23 protein-coding genes and 1 tRNA gene are annotated in these 25886 nt (G+C 35.3%); 6 read left to right on the plus strand and 18 right to left on the minus strand.

All coding sequences use genetic code 11. The features are described from left to right. Nucleotides 1–109: 109 nt before the first annotated feature. From ADJ83_RS01130 to ADJ83_RS01160, 7 genes are all read right to left on the minus strand, one after another. The gene (locus ADJ83_RS01130; RefSeq protein ID WP_048716540.1) at nucleotides 110–889 is read right to left on the minus strand and encodes a LamB/YcsF family protein; all 780 of its coding nucleotides are present in this window, start codon (nucleotides 887–889) and stop codon (nucleotides 110–112) included. 224 nt (nucleotides 890–1113) lie between these two features. Then, nucleotides 1114–2562: an N-acetylglucosamine-specific PTS transporter subunit IIBC gene (gene nagE, locus ADJ83_RS01135; RefSeq protein WP_031536832.1), complete on the minus strand. Its 1449-nt coding sequence runs from the start codon at nucleotides 2560–2562 to the stop codon at nucleotides 1114–1116. A 124-nt stretch (nucleotides 2563–2686) separates the two neighbouring features. Beyond that, a complete protein-coding gene (murQ, locus tag ADJ83_RS01140; protein ID WP_048716543.1) occupies nucleotides 2687–3592 on the minus strand; it encodes an N-acetylmuramic acid 6-phosphate etherase in 906 nt (301 codons plus the stop codon). Then, on the minus strand, nucleotides 3589–4314 hold the full coding sequence (locus ADJ83_RS01145; protein ID WP_048716545.1) for a GntR family transcriptional regulator: 726 nt from the start codon (nucleotides 4312–4314) through the stop codon (nucleotides 3589–3591). Before ADJ83_RS01145 ends, murQ begins: the two co-directional genes overlap by 4 nt. Continuing rightward, on the minus strand, nucleotides 4311–5063 hold the full coding sequence (gene nagB / locus ADJ83_RS01150) for a glucosamine-6-phosphate deaminase (RefSeq protein WP_048716548.1): 753 nt from the start codon (nucleotides 5061–5063) through the stop codon (nucleotides 4311–4313). Before nagB ends, ADJ83_RS01145 begins: the two co-directional genes overlap by 4 nt. After that, entirely contained in the window at nucleotides 5060–6268 is a 1209-nt protein-coding gene (gene nagA, locus ADJ83_RS01155) for an N-acetylglucosamine-6-phosphate deacetylase (RefSeq protein WP_048716551.1), read from the minus strand. Before nagA ends, nagB begins: the two co-directional genes overlap by 4 nt. Nucleotides 6269–6604: 336 nt before the next feature. Next, on the minus strand, nucleotides 6605–7585 hold the full coding sequence (locus ADJ83_RS01160) for a LacI family DNA-binding transcriptional regulator (RefSeq protein ID WP_048716553.1): 981 nt from the start codon (nucleotides 7583–7585) through the stop codon (nucleotides 6605–6607). 277 nt (nucleotides 7586–7862) lie between these two features. On the opposite strand from ADJ83_RS01160, the gene ADJ83_RS01165 reads away from it, so the two are divergent. Then, the gene (locus ADJ83_RS01165) at nucleotides 7863–9410 is read left to right on the plus strand and encodes a glycosyltransferase family 2 protein (RefSeq protein ID WP_065429043.1); all 1548 of its coding nucleotides are present in this window, start codon (nucleotides 7863–7865) and stop codon (nucleotides 9408–9410) included. Between the two features lie 111 nt (nucleotides 9411–9521). Here the strand turns inward: ADJ83_RS01165 and galT are convergent, their stop codons facing one another. Genes galT through ADJ83_RS01180 form a run of 3 tightly spaced genes read right to left on the minus strand, consistent with a single transcriptional unit; the run spans nucleotide 9522 to nucleotide 13282 of the window. Then, nucleotides 9522–11051 carry a UDP-glucose--hexose-1-phosphate uridylyltransferase gene (gene galT, locus ADJ83_RS01170; protein WP_048716558.1) on the minus strand — a complete coding sequence of 510 codons (1530 nt, stop codon included), beginning with the start codon at nucleotides 11049–11051 and terminating at the stop codon, nucleotides 9522–9524. A 34-nt stretch (nucleotides 11052–11085) separates the two neighbouring features. Further along, on the minus strand, nucleotides 11086–12078 hold the full coding sequence (gene galE, locus ADJ83_RS01175; RefSeq protein WP_031536823.1) for a UDP-glucose 4-epimerase GalE: 993 nt from the start codon (nucleotides 12076–12078) through the stop codon (nucleotides 11086–11088). 28 nt (nucleotides 12079–12106) lie between these two features. Then, nucleotides 12107–13282, minus strand: coding sequence for a galactokinase (locus ADJ83_RS01180; protein ID WP_031536822.1), 1176 nt, complete (start codon nucleotides 13280–13282; stop codon nucleotides 12107–12109). Between the two features lie 248 nt (nucleotides 13283–13530). Here ADJ83_RS01180 and ADJ83_RS01185 point away from each other — a divergent pair, with 248 nt between their 5' ends. After that, the gene (locus ADJ83_RS01185) at nucleotides 13531–14400 is read left to right on the plus strand and encodes an AraC family transcriptional regulator (protein WP_031536821.1); all 870 of its coding nucleotides are present in this window, start codon (nucleotides 13531–13533) and stop codon (nucleotides 14398–14400) included. 3 nt (nucleotides 14401–14403) lie between these two features. Here ADJ83_RS01185 and ADJ83_RS01190 read toward each other — a convergent pair whose 3' ends face one another. Beyond that, a complete protein-coding gene (locus tag ADJ83_RS01190) occupies nucleotides 14404–14655 on the minus strand; it encodes a hypothetical protein (protein ID WP_031536820.1) in 252 nt (83 codons plus the stop codon). A 274-nt stretch (nucleotides 14656–14929) separates the two neighbouring features. On the opposite strand from ADJ83_RS01190, the gene gntK reads away from it, so the two are divergent. After that, the gene (gene gntK / locus ADJ83_RS01195) at nucleotides 14930–16474 is read left to right on the plus strand and encodes a gluconokinase (protein ID WP_031536819.1); all 1545 of its coding nucleotides are present in this window, start codon (nucleotides 14930–14932) and stop codon (nucleotides 16472–16474) included. A 460-nt stretch (nucleotides 16475–16934) separates the two neighbouring features. On the opposite strand, the gene ADJ83_RS01200 is transcribed toward gntK, so the two are convergent. Together ADJ83_RS01200 and gnd are read right to left on the minus strand one after the other, a co-directional pair. Continuing rightward, nucleotides 16935–17969 (minus strand): C45 family autoproteolytic acyltransferase/hydolase, encoded by a 1035-nt coding sequence (locus tag ADJ83_RS01200; protein ID WP_031536818.1) that lies wholly within the window; start codon nucleotides 17967–17969, stop codon nucleotides 16935–16937. A gap of 173 nt (nucleotides 17970–18142) precedes the next feature. After that, nucleotides 18143–19039, minus strand: a complete 897-nt coding sequence (gene gnd, locus ADJ83_RS01205; RefSeq protein ID WP_031536817.1) for a phosphogluconate dehydrogenase (NAD(+)-dependent, decarboxylating) — start codon at nucleotides 19037–19039, stop codon at nucleotides 18143–18145. Nucleotides 19040–19219: 180 nt separating this feature from the next. Here gnd and ADJ83_RS01210 point away from each other — a divergent pair, with 180 nt between their 5' ends. Continuing rightward, on the plus strand, nucleotides 19220–20065 hold the full coding sequence (locus tag ADJ83_RS01210) for a MurR/RpiR family transcriptional regulator (protein WP_031536815.1): 846 nt from the start codon (nucleotides 19220–19222) through the stop codon (nucleotides 20063–20065). 100 nt (nucleotides 20066–20165) lie between these two features. Here ADJ83_RS01210 and ADJ83_RS01215 read toward each other — a convergent pair whose 3' ends face one another. Together ADJ83_RS01215 and ADJ83_RS01220 are read right to left on the minus strand one after the other, a co-directional pair. Beyond that, on the minus strand, nucleotides 20166–21215 hold the full coding sequence (locus ADJ83_RS01215) for a C45 family autoproteolytic acyltransferase/hydolase (protein ID WP_031536814.1): 1050 nt from the start codon (nucleotides 21213–21215) through the stop codon (nucleotides 20166–20168). Between the two features lie 358 nt (nucleotides 21216–21573). Continuing rightward, nucleotides 21574–22905 (minus strand): gluconate:H+ symporter, encoded by a 1332-nt coding sequence (locus ADJ83_RS01220; RefSeq protein WP_031536813.1) that lies wholly within the window; start codon nucleotides 22903–22905, stop codon nucleotides 21574–21576. A gap of 425 nt (nucleotides 22906–23330) precedes the next feature. On the opposite strand from ADJ83_RS01220, the gene ADJ83_RS01225 reads away from it, so the two are divergent. Continuing rightward, entirely contained in the window at nucleotides 23331–23558 is a 228-nt protein-coding gene (locus tag ADJ83_RS01225) for a hypothetical protein (protein ID WP_031536812.1), read from the plus strand. 203 nt (nucleotides 23559–23761) lie between these two features. Here the strand turns inward: ADJ83_RS01225 and ADJ83_RS01230 are convergent. Both ADJ83_RS01230 and ssuE read right to left on the minus strand, forming a co-directional pair. After that, nucleotides 23762–23833, minus strand: a tRNA-Val gene (locus ADJ83_RS01230). Between the two features lie 103 nt (nucleotides 23834–23936). Beyond that, on the minus strand, nucleotides 23937–24464 hold the full coding sequence (ssuE, locus tag ADJ83_RS01235; RefSeq protein WP_031536811.1) for an NADPH-dependent FMN reductase: 528 nt from the start codon (nucleotides 24462–24464) through the stop codon (nucleotides 23937–23939). A gap of 272 nt (nucleotides 24465–24736) precedes the next feature. On the opposite strand from ssuE, the gene ADJ83_RS01240 reads away from it, so the two are divergent. Continuing rightward, entirely contained in the window at nucleotides 24737–25267 is a 531-nt protein-coding gene (locus ADJ83_RS01240; protein WP_031536810.1) for a DoxX family protein, read from the plus strand. A 45-nt stretch (nucleotides 25268–25312) separates the two neighbouring features. Here the strand turns inward: ADJ83_RS01240 and nrdG are convergent, their stop codons facing one another. After that, complete coding sequence (nrdG, locus tag ADJ83_RS01245; protein ID WP_031536809.1) at nucleotides 25313–25801, minus strand: anaerobic ribonucleoside-triphosphate reductase activating protein; 489 nt, start codon at nucleotides 25799–25801, stop codon at nucleotides 25313–25315. Nucleotides 25802–25886: the final 85 nt, after the last annotated feature.

Raw genomic sequence — 25886 nt, forward strand, 5'->3', positions numbered from 1 at the left:
GTCCTCCGCTCCATTTCACTTCGTTTTTAAACCTTTTTCTAAAATAATAAACACGATCATTTATACAATAAATTACGTAAGTGTTCGTTTTTATTGTTAGTAGAAATACTTATATCCCAGCCTCTTCCGACTGTTTGAAATTTTGAATGCTTATATTAGACTGAAGGAGCGTTTTTCTGATTGTTTTTACGATAGATAAGCCCTCATTTGAATCTCCGTGAATACAAATTGTATCTGCTTGAATCGGTATCTCTTCTTCTTGAACTGAAACAACCTTTTTCTCCTTGACCATATGAAGTATTTGCTTTGCTGCATAATTTGGATCATGGATAAGCGCTTGTTCCTGTGTACGTGGAGTTAAGCTACCATCTGACTGATAGGTGCGGTCTGCAAATACCTCATTAGCAACATTTAAGCCATATCGCTTACCTGCCCTGATTATTTCACTATTCGCTAATCCAAAAAGGATATATTCAGGATTCACCTTATAAACCGCTTTAGCAATAGCCTCTGCTAAGTGGATATCCTTTGCTGCCATATTGTATAATGCACCATGGGGTTTTACGTGCTGCATGGCTCCCCCTTCTGATTTCACAATTGCCTCTAATGCCCCTATTTGATAAACAACAAGATCATAAATTTCATTAGGTGATATATTTATTTCTCTTCTTCCAAAGCCTAGTACATCATTAAAGCCTGGATGTGCTCCAATCGCAACTTTATTCTCAAGCGCAAGCTTTACCGTTTTTCTCATGGTCGTTGGATCTCCAGCATGAAAGCCACAGGCAATATTAACACTTGTCACAAATGGTATAATCCCTTCATCATTCCCAATACGATAAGCACCATAGCTTTCTCCTAAATCACAATTAATATCAATAGACGACATAATGGCTCGCTCCTTCCACTTTTATATTCAACATTTAATGTATTTTCCTATCTATGGTGATTCTAGATAACCGACAGTTAAACCTGCTAATTTCTCAGTTTTCTTAAGTCTACAAAAAATGCGGTAGTCCTAAAAAAGAGGGACCACCGCATTTGAATTTCCATTAGAAGATTCTTCTTTAGACTATTATTTTCAACTAGGGCTGTTTCACCTTCTAATGTTTATTACTCTCTAATCTTTTCAATCTCATCTGCAACAAATTGAACTTGTGTTCCTACAATTACTTGAATGCTTGTTTTTCCCACTATATTGATCCCTGGTACACCGGTTGCTTTAATTTTCTGTTGATCAACAGCATCCATGTCCTTCACTTCAACCCGTAAACGTGTTACACAATTATCAACAGAAGTGACATTATTGTCGCCACCAAGACCTTTATAAATTTCAGAAGCCATCACAGCAAATTTATTATCTGTAGTCACTGCAACCTGATCTAATGATTCATTCACTAACTCATCATCTTCTCTACCAGGTGTTTTAAAATTAAATTTAGTAATAAGAAAACGGAATAATGTATAGTAGATAACGGCAAATACTAGTCCTTGAACCATTAGCATATATGGATTATTTGCTAGCGGCAAACGTGAACTTAAGAAGAAATCAATAAATCCACCACTAAATCCGAAGCCTGCTGTCCAATGAAAACTTGCGGCAATAAAAAGAGAGAGACCTGTTAATGCTGCATGAACTACATAAAGGGCAGGTGCTGCAAACATAAATGCAAATTCAATTGGTTCTGTAACTCCTGTTATAAACGCTGCTACCCCTGCTGCAAGCATCAAGGAAGCCACTTGTTTTTTTCTTTTTGTTTTTGCAGTATGATACATAGCAAGCGCTGCTGCTGGAAGTCCAAACATCATCACTGGGAAGAAGCCAGCTTGATACATACCAGTTACACCTTTTACCCCATTATTAGACCAGAAATTATTAATATCGTTAATTCCTGCAATATCAAACCAGAATACAGCATTTAAGGCATGATGCAACCCTGTTGGAATAAGTAGACGGTTAAAGAAACCATATATACCAGCACCTACTGCTCCAAGCTTACTAATTGCTTCACCAAAAGAAACAAGCCCTGAAAAAATTGCTGGCCAAACAAATAATAAAATGACGGAAATGATTAGCATCGAAACAGCACTAAGTATAGGAACAAGCCTTTTTCCGCTAAAGAAGGCAAATGCTGTCGGGAGCTGTGTCTTACTAAAACGATTATATAAAGCTGCAGCAACAGCACCTGCTAATATACCGATAAATGCATTTTCAATTTTAGAGAAAGCCAAGTTCACCTCTTCTACAGGAATCCCTTGTAACATTGCTACAGAGGCAGGAGATAGCAAAGTTTTCACAACCAAATAGGAAACTAAACCACTCATAGCAGATGCGCCATCTTTATCTTTTGATAACCCTAGTGCAACACCTATTGCAAATAAGATTGCTATATTATCTAATATGGACGAACCAGCTTTAATAAAAAAGGAAGCAATTGGGCTTTCGGCTCCCCATCCACTTGGATCAATTGCATAACCAATACCCATTAATAACGCTGCTGCTGGTAAAACAGCCACTGGCAGCATTAATGCACGCCCGAGCTTTTGTAAGTATGATTTCATTTAACTTCCCCCTAAAAAATAATTAAATAAGTTAAAATAATGCCACCAACTACTGCAGTTTTATAAGATTAAATCTCTCGATTACTTTCTCTTTTTAGGCATCCCTCCTTTAAATAGTCATTCTCTAATTTTTTTGATAATACAATTGAATAGCATGCTTAATATGCCCGTCAGCTTCACCAAGATAATGAAGCGAATCCTCCTTTGTTCCACCTGTTAAAACACGAAAAATAGATACTTTCAAATTGTGATCATTCTCTTTTAGTATTCTTGCAGCATCTGCCTCACTAAGATCTGTCGCATTCATCAATGTTTGTACAGCCCGATATACAAGCTTATTATTAATGAGCTTCATATCCACCATTTCATTGCGGTATACCTTCCCTACTCTCACCATTGACGCGGTTGATAGCATATTCAACACCATTTTTTGAGCTGTTCCCGCTTTTAAACGTGTAGATCCTCTAATAACTTCTGGACCTGTTATCGCTTCAATTCCATAATCACAAATAGAGGAGAGCTTTGTATTTTCATTATTGCTTATCCCGATTGTCAATCCATTTCTTTCTTTTCCATAATGAATGGCTGCAAGGACAAACGGTGTGGACCCACTAGCGGTCACACCAATTAATACATCTCTCTCTGAAAAATCATGATTTTCCAAGGTTGATTGTATAAGCTGTTCGTCATCTTCTGTCTCTTCTAAAGAGGTCCACATTGCCTCATAACCACCTGCTAAGATTCCTATCCATCGATCCTCTTCAATCGAAAAAGTAGGAACAAGCTCAACAGCGTCTACTACTCCTAACCTTCCACTAGTACCTGCACCAATCACAAAAATTCTCCCGCCAAGCTTCCATCGATCTACCATTCCATCAACAGCTAAGGCAATCATTGGCAATGCTTCTTTTACCGCATTTGTAATTCCGTCATCTTCTTGGTTCATAAACTGAACAATTTCAAAAGAACTCCATTCATCTAATAACAGGCTTTTTTCATTACTGGTTTCTGTCGTTCTATGCTTCTTCATGATTGGGACCTCTTCATATCAATCACAAATTTATAACGATCGCCACGATAAATAGATTTAACATATTCAAAAGGCGTACCATTTTCCAAATAACTATATCGTTCCATCAATAATGCAGGTGCTCCTTCTTTAATCCCAAGAGGTATACTTTCATTTTTTTGAGACAAGGTTGACTCTATTGTCTGGGTGGCATGACTAATCTTTAATTGTAAAGTCTTTTCCACATACTCATAAATAGAACCATGCAAAGTTTCTTCCTGAAGCTCTTTAATCAAAGCTGTCGGAATATACGAGGTTTCAAGTGCCATAGGAATTTCATCTGCTATTCGCAAGCGACTAAACTCATAGACCATCTCTTCCTCTTCTATCCTTAATTTAGAAGCAACCCTTCTTGGACAAGGTATCGTCTTAAAATCTAAAATTTTTGTTTTCGGAGTTAATCCTCTTGAACGCATATCTTCTGAAAAACTTGTCAGCCCAGAAAGCTCCTGTTCTACTTTAGGAGTAGCAACAAAAGTTCCTTTTCCTCTTTGACGAACAAGAACACCTTCTGCTACTAAATTATTTATTGCTTGACGTACCGTCATCCTGCTAATCCCGTATTTTTCCGAAAATTCCCGTTCTGAACTAATCGGATCCCCTGGTGTTAATTCTTTAATGATTTCTTTTATTTCCATCTCTAATTGATAATAAATGGGGATATGCGAATCTTTTATGATCAACTAAACACACTCCCTTTTTTTTCTTTTAAAATCGAAAGTGCTTCCTGATCAGCAATTACCGTAACATCCGGATGTTTTTTCAAAATAGATGCAGGTAGATTCTCGTTCACATCTGTTTGGAATAACTGATTTAAAATTGGAGCTTTTTTCACTCCGGAAACAAGTAACACGATTTGTCGACTTTTCATGATGGTGGATATCCCCATAGAGATGGCATGTGTTGGCACGTCTTCCATTTTAGTAAAATAGCGTGCATTTGCTTCTCTTGTAGAGTCAGCTAGTTTTACAATACCTGTAGTAGAAGAAAAAGAAGTCCCCGGCTCATTAAAACCGATATGCCCATTCTCCCCAATTCCTAAAATTTGCATATCTATTCCACCTACTGATTCAATAAGCTTTTCATAATTTCTACCTGCCTCTTCATCGTGAACACTTTTAGCAGATGGCAAGTATGTTTGATTTTCTGGAATATTAATATGGTTAAATAAGTGCTCTTTCATAAAATAGCTATAGCTTTGTGGATTGTCCTTGTCCAACCCAATATATTCATCTAAATTGAGCGTAATAACTTGCTCATAAGAAGTTTTATTTTGGGTGAAATCCTTCATTAAATATTGATACATACCTACCGGAGTACCACCAGTTGCAAGTCCTAAAACACTATTTGTCTTCGTTTGGACTTGCTCAATAATTATTTCCGCAGCTAATTTGCTCATTTCATCATAATTTTGTACTTCAATTAGTTTCATGCTGTTACTCCTCCATTTGAATAAACGATTTGTCCATTGCAAATTGTTAATGCAACTTGATTATTTTCATCTAATACGACTAAATCTGCATCCTTGCCTTTTGCAATACTTCCTTTTCTATCTAAAATTCCTATTTGCTTAGCTGGATTATAAGAAGCCATCTTTACTACATCCTGTAATGTACATCCTGTAAAATTCATCATATTATTGATAGCATCATTCATTTTTAGAGTACTTCCAGCAAGGGCACCATTTTCCAATAAAGCCTTCCCATCCTTCACAATTACCTTTTGTCCGCCTAATGAGGAAATACCATCGTCAAGCCATTTTGCACGCATACTATCTGTAATTAGAATGATATGATTAACACCCTTTTGGAAAAAAGCAAGCTTAACGATTTCTGGATGAATATGTACACCATCAACAATCATTTCTGCCACTAACTCTGAATGAAGCAAAGCTGCACCTGCAACTCCAGGATCACGATGATGGAGGCCTCTCATGCCATTAAAAAGATGTGTAACATGATTAACTCCCGCTTGAATGCTTGATAGTACTTGATCGTAAACAGCATCTGAATGCCCCATTGATGGGACAATATTTTCACCCTTTAAATAGCGAACAAGTTCGAAGTTTTCATCTTCCTCAGGTGCCATTGTAACAAGCTTGATGTGATTTTGGGCTAGTCTTTGCCATTTTTTAAAGAGGGCTACATCAGGCTTTTTAACAGACTGGATTGGCTGCGCTCCTACTCTTTTTTCTGAGATAAACGGACCTTCCAAATGAATTCCGATTATTTCTGCTTTTCCAGTTTGATTAGCAGATCCGAGATACTGAGCAATAGTAGACAGCGCCTTTTCGATACTTTCTGCATCTTGCGTCATCGTCGTTGCTAAAAAGCTTGTTGTCCCTTCCTTTGGTAAAGTATCGGCCATTCTTTCTAAGGCATTACATGAACCATCCATCGCATCCGCATCATTTGCTCCATGGATATGGATATCAATGAATCCTGGAATTAAATTCATCCCCATAGGGAAATCTATTATTCGCATATTACTCCAGTCTTCTTCATGAAAGGATTCCATTAAGCCTATCGTATCGATTTTTCCCCCCTTTATTACCATATACCCTTTTGGAAAAATTTCTGATTCTGTGTAAATGCATAAGTTTTTTAAAACTAGTTCCTGTTGTTCATCTGTTTTCATGATTTCATTAATCCCTTCTAAAATTGATTTATCAACTATATATCTAGATGTCTAGACCAGTTATTCCGTTCCTTTATCATTATCACATATACTACTAAAAGTATGCCTAGAAATCTCTAAACTTGTCAGGAAATTTAACAAACTTTTTTTATTTTTAATAAACACACTGATTAGTAATCGCTTTCATAACGAATTATAATTTATTTCTTTTTCCCGAGTCAACCTTCATTTGTTCTTAAAAGGATAACCGCCGAAGCATAATGTTGCAAACTTCAGCTGTTATCACCTATTTTATCCTTATTATATTCATACAGCTTACCTGAACGATAGGCATTCCTAAACCTGCCTTACACTTTCCCTATAAATGATTTCAAAACCAGATACTGTTTTCAATGGGGTATCCTCTCCTCTTATTAGACTAAGCATCTTCCTAGCGGCAAGGTTTCCAGCATCTTCATAAAAAAACTTAGCAGTGGTTAAGCCAGGATGAATCATTTCTGTCATTTCGTATCCTCCAAAACCAGTAATGGATAGATCATTCGGAATAGAAATCCCCATCGAATAAACCGCTTTCATTGCACCGATTGCAAAATTATCTGTAGCACAAACAATGATACTAGGACAGAATGTATTCATTATGTCATAAACAACGGAAGACGCTTCTACATTATTTCTATTTATTTCAAAAAATCTTACATCTATATCTGCTATATCCTCCAAACTTTTTTTAAAACCTTCTTTTCGATCAATTCCTACCGCAACATTTTTTTCATTGACTCCAAGAAATGCAATTCTTTTATGTCCCTGAGATAGAATATATTTCCCTACTTCATAGGCTGCTTCATAATCATTATGAATTAAACTATGAATCTCCTTATGCTGTTGACCGACAATTAGCACAGGAATATCTCCTTCCTTTATTTTCGATAAGTGACGGTCCGTTATTTCCGTCGCTAATAAAATAATCCCTGCAACCTTTTGCCTTACTAATGAGTGAATATTTTCAATTTCTCGTTCTAAATCTAGATTGGAATGAGAAATAAGCATTTGATAATTCATGGTCTTTAATTCTTCATCTATTCCAATTAAGGTGCGCGAAGAAGCATATGAATCTAATCTAGGAACAATAGTCCCAATAATATTTGGTTTCTTTGCCTTTAAGCTTTGAGCAAATGCATTAGGCGAATAGCCCGTTTCTTTAATAATATGCTGTATTTTCCGTTTTGTTGCTTCACTTACAGAACCATCATTTAAATAACGAGATACCGTACTTTTCGCTACACCTGCAAGTCTTGCAATATCCCCAATTGTTGTCACCAATAAACCTCCTTATCTCTTACAAACCTTATTAATTAATCCCCTTACTTTTCCAATTAATACTATAGAAAGCTCTTTCATTTTATTACACTTATGTACTTGATTACATCTAGCTAGTTTCACTTTGGTCCCTTTTCTTTTCTACCTTTATTATACAGGATAATAATACAAACGTATTAACTATTTTTTCTATTTAGACGTATACTCTCCTGCTTGTTGATTCATAATGATTGCTAGTAGGAGTTTCTTTTAGGTTAATATGAAGGTAGGGAAACCAATGAAAAAGATATCATCTCTTCACAAAAATAAATATAACTTTGATTTATATCAAAGTGAAAACTATTTAAATCAGCCCCTTATCTCTGTCATTACACCCGTATATAATAATGAAAAAACAATCAAGCATACAATTGAATCTGTTTTAAATCAATCTATTATGCCGCAGATTGAATATATAATTGTTGACGATGGCTCTAAAGATCAGACTCGTTCTATCTTAAAAACGTTCGTTAAAGAACATCCCAATATTAAACTCGCCTTTCTTGCAAAAAACAGCGGTACCCCTGCTTATCCTAGAAATTTGGGAATCGAACTTTCAACTGCCCCCTATCTAACTTTTTTAGATGCGGATGATTGGTTTGAAAAAACTGGCTTAGAAAAGCTTTATAGTGTATTAAATGAAACAGATGATGACTATGTAGTGGGAAAAACAATTAGAGTTACTTCCAATAAAAGTGCCATTGTAGCAGAACATGAATCTTGGAAAGAAAGGAGAAGTATTCCCCCAACGAGTATCCCACATATTTTTCATCATTTAGGACCGAGAGCAAGATTAATGAAAGCCAGTATTGTTAAAGATAATCAAATTAAATTCCCTGAGATGAAATATGCGGAGGACAAGCAATTTTTCATGGAATTACTAACGAATTGCAAGAAAATCTCGACCACGAAAGCGATTATTTATTATTTAAATCGTTTAGATGAAAATAATGAGTCTTTGACTAAGCAAACAAATGTTTTAAATAAAATGCATTGTAATAGAAAAGTCATTCACTATTTTAAAAAGAAGGAGATGGATGCAGAATTAAAGAAAATGATTTTTAATCGACTTTATGAATTTGATTGCTTTAATGGTTTTATGAATCGATATCATACGCTAGGAAACGAGAACACTCAAACATTTAAGGGAAAAATAGATGAATTTTTAAAAAGAAAAGCATATATAGCAACCATGAAAAAAATATTACGTACGACTTCTTCCTTTGATTATGAAATCAGCGATCATTTTCATCATCCTTATAATGTTGTTTGTTATCAATTATTTCAGCAAAAGCGCTATAAAGATATTGAAACATTATTTAAATGGATGAACCAAGAAAAAAACAAAAAACATATTGTAAAAAAAGGTACAGCTTATTGGGCAACCCCTTTAAGTCAGCCCTATAACTATATTAAAGTTCCCATGTATGCAGAATTAGTAAATTGTGAATATACGAATGGTTTCTTCCGGTTCGATATTGGTATAGCCGGCGATTACCCGGAAGACATGGAACAGATACTTTTCCGTGACCGAAATAATATGCATAGACAGTATTTCTTTCAGATTGAACCATATGAAGGAGCTTTAAAAAGAATTATGATACCTGAAGCATTCTTTGCTTCTTTTGGGAAATCGGTCTATACCATTTATTTATCGTATCGAGATTATCATAAAGTACAGTTGCATATTCCCAATCCAAAACTTAGGCTAAAAAAACGCCAAACAGATAAGCATCATTTTTACAAAACGATTCATAATCATTTGGCGTTAAAGGTTCTTGGATAGACAAAATTAGTTTGATCCTAGTCGTCCACTCGCTTTCCATCAGGCGAGCGGGCGACTATCCAAAATTCTAATTTCCTTCTATAAAAACGGGAAGGAAATAGTCCATTATTTTCACTTTGTTTTTTGCAATGTTGCTACAAATCGTTGAAATGCTTTCTTTCCTTTGTCATCTCTTTTAAATACACCTGCATGATGCAAAATGGTCTCAAACACTATCCCTATTTCTTTTTGTAAGATGGAGTGTACATTTTTTCTTGTCATTTGCGGATTTTTTTCTTTAACAACCTTTGCCCAATTTAGATGTTTTATAATAGCAGGCTCGTCTTTGATGTTCACTTCGAAATCTGCTTGTAAAATTTTGTCTGCAAGCATGCTCATCTCTTCTTTTAAGCGACCTGGCAAGACTGCTAAGCCCATCACTTCAATGAGACCGATATTTTCCTGTTTAATTGCATGGACTTCCTCATGTGGATGAAAGATGCCATGTGGATGCTCTTCACATGTGCGGTTATTGCGGAGCACTAAGTCTATTTCAAAGAATCCATTTCGCATTCTAGCAATCGGTGTAATCGTGTTATGGCGAGTATCTGCTGTGTATGCAATAATATCTACCGTTTCATCACTATAACCCATCCATTGTTTTAATATATAATCAGATGCCTCTACTAATTCTTGTCTATCTGTTCCTTGTAATCGAAGAACAGACATCGGCCATTTGACAATACCTGCTTGAATAGAAGGAAACCGGTCCATTGTAAACGCTGTTTCTACTTCCGCCTTTGCCATCGGAAATTCATGAAATCCTCCTTGAAAATGCTCATGGGTCAAAATCGATCCTCCAACAATTGGTAGGTCTGCATTGGAACCTATAAAATAATGAGGGTATTGTTTGACAAAGCCTAGTAATCTAGCAAATGTATGTTTAGAAATTGTCATTGGTTCATGCTTCTCGGAAAAACATATAGCATGTTCCTTGTAATACACATATGGCGAAAACTGCAGAAACCACTGTTCCTCTTCTAACGTTACAGGTATAATGCGATGATTTTGTCTTGCAGGATGATTTACTCTTCCCGCATAACCAGCATTTTCTTTACATAGCAAACATTTTGGATAGGAGCCTTGCTTTACTTTTTTGGCAGCTGCAATTTCTTTCGGGTCTTTCTCTGGTTTTGATAAATTAATCGTAATCTCTAAATCCCCATAACCCGTTTCTGCCAGCCATTCTTCATTTTTGGCAATTCGATCGGTTCGGATATAATCCACCTTTTTCGAAAAATCATAAAACCAGCTCGTTGCTTGCTCTGCTCCCTTTTCTTTATAAAGCCTTTCAAATCTATTATTTATTTCAGATGGCAATGGAACAAAGCAACCCATTAATTTTGTATCCAATAAATCGCGGTAGGTAATCGTCGACTCTAGTAAGCGATTATTTTCTGCTGCCCAATCTAAAATTTCATCTAAAATAATTCGCAAATCTGTATCTGCTACTTCATTTTTTTCAGATGGAACAAAATCATCCAATTCTAGTATTTCGAGTAATTTATTTCGTACTACATCTATATCCCATTTATTTAATAACCCTGATTTTAGTCCATAATGAAGCAATTGTTCTACATGATGATAAATAGTTGTTGTCATCTACTATTGCTCCTTTCTTCTTAGTCATTCCCCATTATCTATCTTGATAGCCTTCTGGATTTTCCTGGAACCATCTCCATGCACTACCAATCATTTTTTCTAAAGAAGTATACTGTGGATTCCAGCCTAATTCTTCTTTTGCCTTTTCTGAAGAAGCAACTAATCGGGCAGGATCTCCTGCTCTTCTAGGTGCAAGCACAGTTGGGATAGGATGGCCGGTTACCTTTCTTGCTGCTTCCATTACCTCTTTCACAGTAAATCCAGTTCCGCTACCTAAATTGTATATCCCACTTGTCCCCTCTTTTTCCAATTTATCCAAAGCAAGTATATGAGCATTCGCTAAATCAGTGACATGAATATAATCTCTTATACATGTTCCGTCATGCGTATCATAATCATCGCCAAAGATGCTAATTGCTTCTCTACTTCCTAATGCCACTTGTAAAATAATCGGAATCAGATGTGTTTCAGGAAAATGATCTTCTCCTAATTTACCATCCATATGTGCTCCTGCAACATTAAAGTATCTTAGAGCAACAAAATGAATCCCATACGCCTCTTCCGTCCACTTTAACATTTTCTCAATCGCAAGCTTTGTCTCACCATATGGATTCGTCGGAGTAGTAGGATCACTTTCTTGTATCGGAAAATTCTTCGCTTCCCCATACGTTGCAGCAGTTGACGAGAATACCATTTTCTTCACACCATTTGACTGCATTGCCTTTAAAAGCGACATCGCACCATATACATTATTGTCATAGTACTTCAATGGATTGTTTACACTTTCTCCTACTAAGGAGTCGGCAGCAAAATGGACAACCGCATCAATCGAATGTTTCTTAAACACAGCATCTAGGAATTGTGCATCTCGCAAATCACCAATATAAAGTGCTGCATTTTCTAATACGGCTGCTTTATGTCCTGTTTGGAGATTATCGACAACAACTACTTCTTCCCCTCTGTCTAATAGTTCAGACACCATATGACTTCCAATATACCCAGCACCACCACATACTAGAATTGCCATTTCTTACTCCTCCTCTTATTATTAGCTTCTATTCTTCCACCATTTCTTTTGCACCATCACCAACTTGAACAACATAAAAGTCTGCCTTTAATCCTGTCTGCTCCTCGTATTTCGCCCCTACCGTTTCGATGAAGGCATCAATATATTTGTTGTTCACAATGCTGATTGTACAACCACCAAAGCCTGCACCTGTCATACGAGAACCTATGACACCTTCTTGTTCCCATGCTGCCTCCACTAAAGCATCCAATTCTTTCCCAGTAACTTCATAATCATCCCTTAAGGAGACATGGGATGCGTTCATCAATTGTCCAAATCCCGCAATATCGCCTTCTTGTAGTTTCTTTACCGCCATAATTGTTCTGGCATTTTCATATACAGCATGCTTTGCTCTTAATCGATCAATATCTTGCTTAATGAAATGAGCATTTGCATCAAATTCCTCCTTAGTTAACTCTCCAAGCGAACGAATATCTAGCTCTTCTTGCAAGTCTTTTAGTGCTCTCTCACATTCCCCTCGTCTCTCATTATATTTAGAATCAGCAAGCCCCCTGCGCTTATTGGTATTTGCAATAATTAGCGACGCATCCTCTAAATCGAGTGGACTGTAGGTATAATCAAGCGTATCGCAATCTAGTAAAATGGCATGTTTTTCTTTTCCCATTCCAATTGCGAATTGATCCATGATGCCACAGCTTACACCAATAAACTCATTCTCTGCCTGCTGACACATTTTCACTAGCGAAATTCGATCAATCGCAAAAGAGTAGAGCTCATTTATCATGATAGCTGTTACTACTTCAATAGAAGCAGAGGACGATAGGCCCGCACCATTTGGTATTGCTCCTTCATATAAAACATCAAATCCAGAATCTAGTTTATATCCATGTTGTGCAAGTATTGCAATAACTCCTTTTGGGTAATTCGCCCAATCATCTCCTTGATCGTAGACTAGATTATCTAAGGATATCTTTATCACACCTAAATTGGAAAAATTGGTAGAATAGAAGTGAATCATTCTATCATATCTTTTTCGAACAATTGCTGTTGTTCCAATGGATAAGGCACAAGGAAAGACATGCCCTCCATTATAATCTGTATGTTCTCCTATTAAATTCACACGTCCTGGTGCAAAAAAAGTACGTATTCTTGTTTCCCCTTCGTTAAAAATATCAGTAAAAGTTGTATATAGGTTATTTGCCATTTGTGTCTCTCCTTTATATATGAACGATTATTTTCCCTCTCGTTATCAATAATTTATTGAACCGTTTACATTTTTATTTTATGCTTCAAACCGTTCTCTCTCAATGGTAAAATAAGAAAGGGAAAAGGGTAATATTTTGCTATTCAGCAGAAAAATTTCTGATAAAATTAATATTAGCTCAAATTACCATTCATCTATACAGGCAAGTATCTACCTATGTTATCTCGACTTAGAAAGGGGCTTTCTCATTGCCTAAAAAAGATAATAATGTATTTGCATACAGATTTACGGAAAAAATTACAAAAGAGGTTGCCCAAATTTGGTCGATTGGATGGGAAAATCAAACATCTTATCTTTATAATTGGAAAGGAAAAAAGCGTAAAGAGGATAGCATGTATATTTTCCAATATACTATTTCTGGAATGGGAGCAATTGAAGTTGGAGGAAAAGATCATCGATTAACCGCTGGAAAAGCATTTCTGATTGATATTTCAGAGGAATACAGATATTATCTACCACAAAATAGCGAGCAATGGGAATTCATTTTTATTACTTTATATGGGGAATCGGTAAAAAAATGCTGGCATTCCTTCACAGAGAATAATCAATTCATTATCCAATTAGCTTCTGATTCTAGACCCATACAGCAGCTTCTTCACATTTATCAATTAGCAAATGAGAAGAATATAACGAATGCGTACCAAGCATCTAGTCTTGCTTATTCCTTTATAATGGAAGTGTATCAATACAAGAAGAATATGGGAGACATTCCATTGCCTGAAAGTATATTAAATGCAACATTATTTGCGCAAAATCACTATGATAAACCAATTGGTCCTGATGATATGGCTGAGGCAGCCAAACTTTCCCGCTTCCATTTTACCCGTTTATTTAAAAAAGTGCTTGGGATTACACCTATCCAATACTTAACAAATATCCGGATAATAAAAGGGGCAGAGCTATTATATCAAACCAAATATTCCATTGAGGATATTTCCGTTCAGGTAGGCTTTGCAAATGCAAACTATTTTACGAAGGTGTTTCGAAAATCAACGGGCATGACACCTGGAGAATTTCGAAAGAAGAATATTCGTCCAAGCGAAGATATTCTTCTTTAATACTTATTTTTCATCAAACATTTCCAGGCTGAACATTCCTTTTTCATAAATGAAGTTCAGTTTCTTCCCTGGTGTTAGCATATTTTCCAGAATATCTTTTGAAGCTTGGAGAGCAATAGACATTCGATTAAACTGTTCTTGCTCCTCTTCTTGCAATGTATCCGAATTTTGACATAAAATTGCTTCCAGTTGGTTTTGATAATGGAGTATTTGATTATAAATAGTCTCATACATCGTTTCCATTTCGTTATTCATTCAAACAGCTCCTTACACTTAGGATGGTTTCATCTTAGCATATTTTTGCTTTGTTTTTACACTATTTAGAGCAAAAATGTATAGCTAACCCTTATATATAGACAATCAAATTCAACCAGCCTCTAAAGGAAAGCAAATTAATTTAAAATAATACATGAAAACAGTTTCAAAATTAATATATATCCTTTAAAATATAGATAAAGAAATTTTTTTCTATATAAAATGTTTTCTATGAAATATTTTTTACACTTTTCCATATAAAGGAGTTTTTATAATGAGTTCAACATCCCTATATTTAGGTGTAGACATTGGCACAACAAGTACAAAATCTGTTCTATTTGCTGAAGCTGGCAAAGTCTTAAGCATGCATCATGTAGAATATCCACTACACAGCCCTGCACCTGCAATTGCCGAACAGGATCCTGAACAAATTTTTCAGGCTGTATTAGAAACAATGAGTACAGCTATTCAAAAAGCCAAAGTGGATGCAAAGAACCTAAAATTAGTTTCCTTCAGCTCTGCCATGCATAGCGTTATTGCATTAGGCGAAAATGGAAAACCATTAACACGCTGTATTACGTGGGCAGATAGCCGTGCTTCTACTTGGGCGAAAAAAATCAAAGAGGAGCATAATGGCTTAGACATATATCGCAGAACGGGAACACCAATTCACCCTATGTCTCCTTTAGCCAAATTAACATGGCTAAGAAATGATCAACCAGACATTTTTACAAAAGCAACTAAATTTATTGGCATAAAGGAATATATATTCTATCGCTTATTTGATGAGTTTGTTATCGATTATTCTATTGCTTCTGCGACTGGAATGTTTAATCTTGAACAGTTAAATTGGGATCAGGAAGCTTTAGAAGTTGCTGGTGTAACTCCTGAGCAGTTGGCGAAGCCAGTTCCTACTACTCATTATTTAACAGGGCTTAAGGATAAATATGCTAAAGAGATTGGAATTCCTGCAGAAACTCCATTTGTTGTTGGGGCAAGTGATGGTGTTCTTTCTAATCTGGGAGTAAATGCTATTGACCCTGGTGTAGTTGCAGTGACAATTGGTACAAGCGGAGCGATTCGGACTGTAACCGATAAACCAGTCACAGATCCTAAAGGAAGAATCTTTTGCTATTGCTTAACAGAAGATCACTGGGTAGTTGGCGGACCTGTTAATAATGGTGGAATGACTTTCCGTTGGGTTCGTGATGAATTGGCCTCTTCGGAAGTTGAAACGGCAAAAAGACTTGGAATTGATCCATATGAAGTTTTAACAAAGATTGCTTCCCGGGTCACACCTGGTGCGGATGGTTTATTATTCCATCCATATCTAGCTGGAGAAAGAGCGCCTTTGTGGAATTCCAATGCAAGAGGATCTTTCTTTGGACTCGGATTACATCATAAAAAAGAACATATGGTAAGAGCTGTATTAGAGGGAGTTATCTTAAATCTTTATACGGTTATGCTTGCCCTTCAAGAAGTTATTGGAGCACCAAAGCAAATTCAAGCAACAGGTGGATTTGCCCGTTCTGAACTATGGAGACAAATGATGGCAGATATTTTTGATCAAGAAGTAGTCGTTCCAGAAAGCTTTGAAAGCTCTTGTCTTGGTGCTATCGTTTTAGGCATGTATGCATTAGGGGAAATTGACGACTTTTCCATTATGAAACAATTAGTCGGTAGTACACATTCCCATCAGCCAATTCAAGAAAATGTTGACATTTATCAAGATTTAACAGCTATTTATATCCGTATATCTCGAGCATTAGAGCAAGAATATGATGCAATCGCATCGTTTCAAAATAAATGGGTGAAATAACCTTTGAAAAAGATGTCTACAGTTAGTAAGTAGCTAAAGGAACTGGGAGAAAAGATTACATTGTAGTCTTTTCTCTTACAATATTATTTGTACACCAAATGACATGGCAAAACGCTCGGACCTCCAATCATTTTGCCGTTTTTTTACATGCTACTCACCTAAAAAAAGGCACAATATCCTTATGAGGTTCCATGTGCTAGTTCGTTTATGTGTCTTTCTCTTCTACTCCCATATTTTATTCATTAATAATACGGGTATAATTCAATCTATTGTTGAAAATTAAAGATCTTCAATTAATAGTTTCATTGCTAATCCACTAAACTCCGATAGTTATGAGTCCCTTCTTTTTAATTGAACTACCCGTCAACTTCTAGATTAATCCTTCTTAAACTTAATTACGATATAAATAAAAAAGCCTTATCCCTTATATATCAAGGTTTTAGACATTAACTAGCATACATCATTTAAACGAATTACTTTTCTCGATTAAACCAGTCATTTTATTGCTGGCAATATCTTTCCCATTCACCCAATTATTAAAATTAAAATCCAAAGCTTCCTTCCCTTGAGCTATAGAAGTAATAATTCTCGATTTATTAAAGGAATAGGAAAAGGTATGAAGTGTTCCAAATAGGTTTTCATAATCTGTAAAAAATACAGGGGAGCGTTTATTTGCGAAAATTTTAAACATCTCGTCTTGTGTTAGTTTATCTCCATAAAATGATTGTAAATAATTATTTCTTTTGATCGAACCATCAATAGATAATCTATTTTTTTCTTGGAGTTCCTGCGTTTGAAAATGATTAACACATGATAAAAGGGAATCATCATTTCTGATACAAATTTTTTCCGGGGTTGCTTCAATAACCGCAATGTTGCCTTTTTTATCACCCAAGGAAAAATTATAACACGCTGAATGCGGTAATTCTTTTAGCAGAGCAAATGCATCATCGACTGTGGAGCAAGTATCCAATGCCATCCTGATTGCTGTCCAAGGTGAAATACCTTTTGTATATCCATTATAACTTACAAAGTTTAGTCCCATTACTAATCCTTCCTGATTAGCTCCATCGTGTCTCCCTAAAATTTGGAGATTATATCCTGCTGTGGCAAGTGCTGTCTTTGATTGGACTAAACTAAAAATACCATCATAAAAATCGGGGGAAAAATCATAGTTCCTAACATAATATTGATCTGTAAGTATAGCCGTGCACCCCATCGCATCTATCTTTGGAACATCATAACCACTAAACATGGATGCAGCTCTAATAGATGAAATTCCCAATCCTTGTGCTAGTCCTTCCAACTCTTCTAGTAGATGGGGAGTATAGGATGAAAATATGGAGCGCATATTTTTATAGTCAATGTCATGCTCGAAAATCTTATTCCACATCGGAACAAGAGAACTATCCAGTATGTGCTGTCCTGTTTTCATCCCAATATTAAAAGAACTATCTTCTCTAATTTGAACTATCTTCACCTCAAATTTCTTCATAACTAGTACCTCCAACTTTTAGTTCTGGTTTATTTTCATATGAATCTCACCTCCATGATACTTGCAATTAAAGATAATTTCCTGTCAATGGCTGCTCTTTTTAGTCTGTTCTAGTTGTCCATTTTTTCAAAAAAGTCCTTCAGCAAAACATACTTGCTAAAGGACTTTTCGTTTTATTTAGATTCTACACTATGGCCGCCAAATTCATTTCGTAAAGACGCAACAACTTTACCTGAAAATGTATCTTCATCTAATGAACGATAGCGCATCATTAAAGATAATGCTGTAACTGGCATAGCCGTTTGTAAATCTAATGCTGTTTCCAGTGTCCATTTTCCTTCACCAGAAGAATGCATTACACCTTTAATACCTTCAAGCTTTGGATCTTTAGAAAAAGCATTTTGCGTTAATTCCATTAACCAAGAACGAATGACAGAACCGTTATTCCAAACCTTTGCCACACCTTCGTTATCAAAATCATACTCACTTTTTTCCAGTAGCTCAAAACCTTCTGCAATGGATTGCATCATGCCATACTCAATTCCATTATGAACCATTTTCAGAAAATGGCCGCTTCCAGATACACCAGCATACGTATAGCCATTTTCCACACATAAATCCTTAAACAATTCTTCAACCTTATCAAATATTTCTTTATTGCCGCCAATCATCATACAAGCGCCATTTCGAGCCCCGTCTACACCGCCACTTGTACCAACATCTAAATAGAAAACGCCAAGTTCTTCTAAATCAAGCCCTCTTCTTTTCGAGTCTTTATAATGAGAATTACCACCATCAATAATAATATCCCCTGTTTCCACATACTTCTTTACTTCGCACAACACATTTTCTGTCACTTCTCCGGCAGGAACCATTAGCCAAATTACTCTTGGTGTAGGCAGATTTTTCACTAAATCCTCAATTGTATTTACTCCTGTTACATTTTTATGAGAAATTTCTTTTACAGCGCTTTCATTTATATCAAAAGCTGTTACACTATACTTATGATCCACCATATTTAAAGCTAAGTTATATCCCATTTTTCCTAAACCAATAAGACCGATGTTCATTCGTTATTCTCTCCTTTTGAAAAAATATTTCTCTATATAAATTATTATACGAAATTTTTTTCGAAAATAATACCCCTTTACGAATATTTTTCGAAAAAAAATGTTATAATAAGAAAAATTTTTTCAAGAGACTAATTGTGTTATACTACAACTATATTAATTTGGAAAGGATAGAAGTCTATGGCGCAAAATTGTCTTGGGAAAATTCGTTCCTATTACGCTAGACTAAGTGAAAAAGAAAAAAAAATCGCTGATTACATTCTTGAGAATCCTGAAAAAATCATTCATTCCACCATCAATGAATTAGCAGAAGATTTAGGCGTTGCGGACGCAACGGTTTTTCGGTTCTGTAAGCGGATTGGTTTTAAAGGCTATCAAGCAATGAAAATAGCTTTAGCTTCTGAAGTAATTGAACCAATTCAGCAAATTCATGAGGAAATTAGCGAAAATGATAGTGTCAAAACCGTTACTGAAAAAGTATTTAAATCCAATGTACGAACACTTGAAAATACATTGGAAATACTAAACGGCCATTCTATTCAAAAAGCAGTTGAATTATTATTACATGCAAAACGAGTAGAGTTTTATGGTACAGGTGGTTCAGCTGTTATTGCAATGGATGCTTTCCATAAATTTGTACGAACTGGAATTAAAGCGTTTTCATTCATAGACTCTCATTTTCAGCTAATGTCTTCTTCTCAACTATCAGAACAGGACGTCGCTGTCATTATTTCACACTCTGGTACTAACAAAGATACTATTAGCATAATGAAAACAGCTAAAAGTAATGGTGCTAAAACCATTGGAATTACTGGGTATCCCAGATCACCAATCGGTCAGAATTCAGATGTAGCTCTATTCACAAGCTCTGAGGAAACGGAATACCGTTCGGAAGCTTTATCTTCAAGAATTGGTCAGCTTAGTTTAATTGATGCATTATATGTAAATGTGATGATTTTAAATAAAAATATTGCAAATCAATCATTAGAAAGAATCAGAAATGCTATATCTGATACAAGAATATAAGGAAACGAACGATTCTTACTACTTACGTGTTTTAACAAAGCTAAAAAAGGGAGTTAGTTATGGTTAATCCATAATTAGCTCCCTTTATCTATTCAAACTATTATAATATCTCCATATTAATAAAAGGAGTATCAAATTCAAGCTGTCCTTTAATTCTTTTTAAATTTAGTTTTTCTCCCTTCAAAAAGGAATCCAAATCAATGATTAGAGGCATTCGATCACTACCAATCGCAAACCATGCTTTTTTCTCATGAGGGAGATATGCTGCGGTGTGAAGCGTTCCAGACCAAGCATTATACTTATTTGAAAACACTTCTTTATCCTTATCATTCAATATGCGAAAAGCTTCATATACATTGGAATAACTGCCTTGTTGTCCTTCTATTATCTGCTTTCTTCTTATGGAGTCATCCATTTGATATTGGTTTTCTTCCTTTAAGATTTCGAAATGATTGGTACTTATATTCGATTTTCTAGCAATAACTGACCTTGGAGTTGCTTCTACCACGTATGCTTCTCCACAATTGTCTAATAATACATAGCTAAAAGAAGTTCGATGAGGAATTTCCTTTAATAAAGCAATTGATTCTTCCACATTTGCACATGTTTCTAAGATTATTCGACCAATCATATTACATATAAAACCATCCCCAGAACCAACTCGATTAATAAAATTATAGCCCATCACTAGACCTTTTTCATTCATGCCATCGATTCTTCCAGTTATTTGCATAGATGGACCAATAACAGCATAACCCGTATCAGTTGGCTGATATATCATGTAACGCCCTTCGTATGAACCAGGATGACTATCATAGTTTCTAATTAAGTAATTCGATCCTGCTAAGATCGAACAGCCACTTCTTGCATATTCGACGTAATGGCCACCAAATTCCCTTAATGCATCTTCGAGTTTCCAGTGGAGAGCGTCTGCTAGGCCATTGATTTCTGCTAGCATTCCCGGAATAAACTTATTAAGAAGCTGGATGGATTCTTTTTCATTTATGGTAAAATAACGTTTCCGCTTTGATGTCCAATGCTTTATTCGATTAGGCAAAATAGGAGATTCCTTCAATAATTGTCCTTGCACATATCCAAAATCATAATGATTTCCACGAAATTGAATGAAATCACTATATACTTGTTTCATCAACATTTCCCCTTTAATTGCTTCCATATGGAGAATATAACTATACTATATTTTTAGAGAATAACAAGTAAATTGCTTTTGGTAAATGTTTTTTCAAAATTGAGATATCTGTTTGCTTAAAATAAAAGAATATTCTAAATTTAAACTAAAAACATTTCCTGTTAATTAACATAAAGAGGGTACTCATCGCTCGCCCAATAGAAAGCATAGTGTTTTCATGTTGCGGATTAACACATACTTTTATTTAAACCTTCTTTAAAATAAAAACACGAAAAATTATACATGTTTTGTATAACTGTTCGTGTTTATCACTAGCGGGAATACTTATATCCCAGCTTCTTCCACTATAGGGATTCTATTAAACAATTAAATCTAATATTAACACTCCTGCAAATGCGACGAATGATAATACCGTTTCTAGAACTGTCCAAGTTTTAAATGTTTCTTCTACTGTTAACCCAAGGTATTCTTTTACCATCCAGAATCCAGCGTCATTTACATGAGAGAACATTAGAGAACCTGCACCTGTTGCGATAACCAACAGCTCCACATTTACTCCTGACATTCCAGCAATAATTGGGGAAACAATTCCTGCAGCTGTCGTTAAAGCAACTGTTGCTGAACCTGTAGCTATTCGAATTAATCCTGCAATTATGAAAGCTAATACTAGTGGTGATAAAGATAAGCTTTCCGACATTGTTCCAATCGTACTCCCTACTCCACTATCAATCAACACCTGTTTGAACGCTCCACCTGCTCCAATGATTAATAAAATGGAACCAACTGGTAAAAAACAGTCTTCTGTAAATTTTTTAATACTATCTTTATTCATTCCTTGACGTATACCAAGGAAATAGAAGGCAAAGAATACAGCAATTAATAGTGCTAATAATGGACTACCTAGAAAGGCAAGTACATTTCTTACCCCTTCTGAAAAGATCGTCAAATAAGGTGCAGCTGTTCCAATTATCATTAAAATAACAGGTAATAAAATAGATAAAAATGATACGCCAGTACTTGGCAATTTATCTTGTGCTATTGGTTCTGCAGTGATAAGAGAAGATTCTCCCTTTGGAAAAACACGCTTATTAATCCACTTCGCAAATAATGGTCCACCAATGATTCCAGCAGGTAACGCAATAATCAGTGAATATAATAATACAGTTCCTAAATTAGCATCAAAAATTCCGATTGCCGCAATCGCACCAGGGTGTGGCGGAACAAGGCCATGGACGATTGACAATCCAGCAATACCAGGCAATGCTATCAATAGAATATTCTTCTTTGTTGCTTTTTGAATAGATATAACTAATGGCAATAATATTAAAATACCAACCTCAAAAAATACGGGAATTCCGATAATAAAGCCAGAGAAAAACATTGCCCATGGTAATTTCTTTTCCCCAAAAACGTTTACAAAAAAGTTAGCAATTTTTAATCCTGCTCCAGATTCTGAAAGCATTTTCCCCAAAATAGTCCCTAATGCTAATATTCCTACTAAGTGACCTAAAACGCCGCCTACACCAGTTTCATAAGCGCTTACAATCTTGTCAAAAGATAATCCTGAAAAAATGGCTAGAAATAAACTTGCTACTGTTAAACTGATAAAAGCATGCCACTTTAATAGTGAAACTCCTAAAATAACAATAACTATGGAAAGTAATGCAATAATTAATAAATAGGCATCCATCTTTGTACCCCTTTTCCCTTACGTTTGAAAGTGTTTTCATTTGATGTTTTTATTATACGAAAAATTTTTTCTTTTATCAACCCATTATTAAAGAAAATTTTTTATTCTTAATATTTCTGAAAAATTGAGTTTTCTACTTTTCATTCTTTTCACCTTTAAGTGGGGAACTTTAAAAAAATTTCATTAAAGACTAAAGAATACCACCGCCTATTTCGCCATATATAATGGAGAATCAACTTATATACTACTAGCTGCTAAGCTAATTGATGGCACTAGTTAAGACTATATAAACGGGTGAAGAATCTTCGAGTGCACCAAAATTTTTTTGATGCTTTTTAATTACAACAATTACCTATTTCATATTGGACAACCAACTAATGAAAGGATTTTACATATTATAAAGGAAAAATGAAGGAGCTTCACTTATGCAGCCAACGGTCATTACAGGACTTAACGGCGTGATTTATCAAAACTTTCCTCAGCCAGCATATGGAGCTTGGAATCAACAGCTGTTAGGAAATAAAGATAATTATTACTACATGATTGGAGGCCAACTTTATAAGATTGCTCCAAGACCACAAGGGACACAAGCATATTATCCATATTTAGGTCCCAATGTTCCTTTGAATAGAAGCAAAAGACAGTGGTATTAATTTTAAATTCCTTTTACCAAAAGATATGTAATTATTTCTGTTTTCTACATTACTTAATAAAAAATATTAGGTAGTCACTTTCGTTTAAATTGACATAGAATTACTTAAGAGTATGAGTGGAATAAAAGAACTTATTCCGTCTGTAAACATACAAAAAGCTCAAACCACTTAGTAAAAAGAGATTTGAGCCTTCCTAAAATTTATGACCTGTACTGGGTTCGAACCAGTGACCCCTTGCCTGTCAAGCAAGTGCTCTCCCACTGAGCTAACAAGTCATGTTAATTAGTATTTTTCATCTTAAGCCTATCATATCATGTCCTCTCTCCATTTTCTATAAAAAATAAAAAAGTGACGGCATCTCCATCACTTTTTTAACCCTTATTGCATTTCTCCAAGCAGCTGTTCTAATTGATTGGTAATCCTGTTTCCTGAATCTTCATCTAATAAATAGGTTTGATTGACTTGCTTTGTAATTTGATTATCGGTAACATAGGCTCCTGTTAAGATATTGGTTGCACCTAAATTTGCTAACACAGGTTTCAATGCGTAATCTATTACTAATAAATGAGCATAGCTTCCTCCAAGCATTAAAGGAAGTATCGTTTTATTTCGAAGACTCTTTTGTGGCAATAGATCTAGAAATGTCTTAATGATGCCTGAATAAGAAGCCTGAAATACAGGTGATAGGACAATCACTCCATCACTTTGTTCTACGTTTTGTCTTGCTTCCTTAATTTCTTTATTCATAAAATCAGCGGTAATTAAGGCAGCGCTTGGCAATTCATGTACTTGTATGACGTGGACTTCAACCTTCTCTTTTTCTAAAAAGTCAGCAGTATATTGTAAGATACCTGTTAATCTTGAGTCTATTTTGTGTCCACCAGCTATGATGGTTACTTTCGTCATTGATGTCTCCCCTTTATAAAAATCTTCTATGTGAATAACAGTTTTTTTCCTTGTGCAATTATTTTATCATGAATAACAGTTTATGTGCTTAAACCCTGTTTCTAAACAATTATGTTACATAAATCACTTTTCTTATCAAGAAAGTTCACATTTAAGACATATTCTTTTGAATGATTTGTGAATTGATTCACATTATTGTTTTATTTTAATAAGTATTTGATATATTTAACTTGTAAATAATAAAAACGAAAAATAAGAAAAGGATGATTCTTATGTTTATCGGATTTTTAAGAGAAAATAAAATTGCAGCTGGCATTTTAACCATTATTCGTTTATTCCTTGGCTATTCTTGGTTTACTTCTGGATTTGGTAAACTTACTGGTGGGGGTTTTGATGCTTCTGGATTTTTAACAAATGCAGTTACTAACCCAGTCATGGGTCCAGATGGCGGAGCAGTCTATGGCTGGTACACTAGTTTTGTAGAAGGATTTGCATTACCGAATGTAGGTTTATTTAATGTTCTCGTTCCTATTGGAGAAACATTAGTCGGTCTTGGGTTAATTTTAGGTTGTTTCACAACTGCTGCAGCATTCTTTGGAGTATTAATGAATTTCTGTTTCTTGCTTGCTGGCACCATTTCTCATAACCCAACAGATATCTTATTGGGCATGATTATCATGATTGCTGGAGCAAATGCAGGATATTACGGTCTTGATCGCTGGGTACTGCCTTATGTTAGAAAAGCAATCTTTAAAAATGAAGATGATAACAAAGAATTGAATAAAAAACCTCGTTTGACATAAATGAAAGTGCACTTACTAAAATAGTAAGTGCCTTTCTTTTCTGTTCTATTCGCCATATAAAACCAGTTTATGCTGCTTTAAACTTCTTTGACAATCTATCACTCGTTGGTTTTTACTTCCTTTATAAAGGAGACTTAAATCTCTTTGTTCGATTAGAAACCGGCCATCAACTAAAACATCTAAATATATACTTAATTCCGCAAACTCTTCCTTAAATTCTGTCACTAGCTCTTCCCAGAGAAATCCTGTATAGCACCAAATATTTTTATTATTTTCTTTGCATTTTTTAGCTAATCGTATAAGTTCTCTTATTTGTAGCATTGGCTCTCCACCACTAAAGGTAATATCATTTAATGGATTTCGATTCAATTGACTCATCATTTCGTCAATTGACATCTCGATTCCTCCATCTATTCGCCAGCTCTCTGGATTATGACACCCTCTACAATAATGAGTACACCCCGCAAAAAAAATAGTAGTTCTTAATCCTGGACCATCGACAACACTATCTTCAACTATTGATAATACTCTCAACGATGTTTAACCCTTTCCCGCTCTTCTGCACGCTTAGCTGTATTCCAACGATCAAGTGATCCAACAAATAGCGATAGGTAAGTCT

The organism is Bacillus sp. 522_BSPC (assembly GCF_001076885.1).
GTDB lineage: Bacteria > Bacillota > Bacilli > Bacillales > Cytobacillaceae > Niallia > Niallia hominis.

Bases quoted from the DNA above. Each gene is read 5' to 3' on its own strand.
- ADJ83_RS01130 (WP_048716540.1), bottom strand. From the start codon at position 889: ATGTCGTCTATTGATATTAATTGTGATTTAGGAGAAAGCTATGGTGCT.
- nagE (WP_031536832.1), bottom strand. From the start codon at position 2,562: ATGAAATCATACTTACAAAAGCTCGGGCGTGCATTAATGCTGCCAGTG.
- murQ (WP_048716543.1), bottom strand. From the start codon at position 3,592: ATGAAGAAGCATAGAACGACAGAAACCAGTAATGAAAAAAGCCTGTTA.
- nagB (WP_048716548.1), bottom strand. From the start codon at position 5,063: ATGAAACTAATTGAAGTACAAAATTATGATGAAATGAGCAAATTAGCT.
- nagA (WP_048716551.1), bottom strand. From the start codon at position 6,268: ATGAAAACAGATGAACAACAGGAACTAGTTTTAAAAAACTTATGCATT.
- ADJ83_RS01165 (WP_065429043.1), top strand. From the start codon at position 7,863: ATGAAAAAGATATCATCTCTTCACAAAAATAAATATAACTTTGATTTA.
- galT (WP_048716558.1), bottom strand. From the start codon at position 11,051: ATGACAACAACTATTTATCATCATGTAGAACAATTGCTTCATTATGGA.
- galE (WP_031536823.1), bottom strand. From the start codon at position 12,078: ATGGCAATTCTAGTATGTGGTGGTGCTGGGTATATTGGAAGTCATATG.
- ADJ83_RS01180 (WP_031536822.1), bottom strand. From the start codon at position 13,282: ATGGCAAATAACCTATATACAACTTTTACTGATATTTTTAACGAAGGG.
- ADJ83_RS01190 (WP_031536820.1), bottom strand. From the start codon at position 14,655: ATGAATAACGAAATGGAAACGATGTATGAGACTATTTATAATCAAATA.
- gntK (WP_031536819.1), top strand. From the start codon at position 14,930: ATGAGTTCAACATCCCTATATTTAGGTGTAGACATTGGCACAACAAGT.
- ADJ83_RS01200 (WP_031536818.1), bottom strand. From the start codon at position 17,969: ATGAAGAAATTTGAGGTGAAGATAGTTCAAATTAGAGAAGATAGTTCT.
- gnd (WP_031536817.1), bottom strand. From the start codon at position 19,039: ATGAACATCGGTCTTATTGGTTTAGGAAAAATGGGATATAACTTAGCT.
- ADJ83_RS01210 (WP_031536815.1), top strand. From the start codon at position 19,220: ATGGCGCAAAATTGTCTTGGGAAAATTCGTTCCTATTACGCTAGACTA.
- ADJ83_RS01215 (WP_031536814.1), bottom strand. From the start codon at position 21,215: ATGAAACAAGTATATAGTGATTTCATTCAATTTCGTGGAAATCATTAT.
- ADJ83_RS01220 (WP_031536813.1), bottom strand. From the start codon at position 22,905: ATGGATGCCTATTTATTAATTATTGCATTACTTTCCATAGTTATTGTT.
- ADJ83_RS01225 (WP_031536812.1), top strand. From the start codon at position 23,331: ATGCAGCCAACGGTCATTACAGGACTTAACGGCGTGATTTATCAAAAC.
- ssuE (WP_031536811.1), bottom strand. From the start codon at position 24,464: ATGACGAAAGTAACCATCATAGCTGGTGGACACAAAATAGACTCAAGA.
- ADJ83_RS01240 (WP_031536810.1), top strand. From the start codon at position 24,737: ATGTTTATCGGATTTTTAAGAGAAAATAAAATTGCAGCTGGCATTTTA.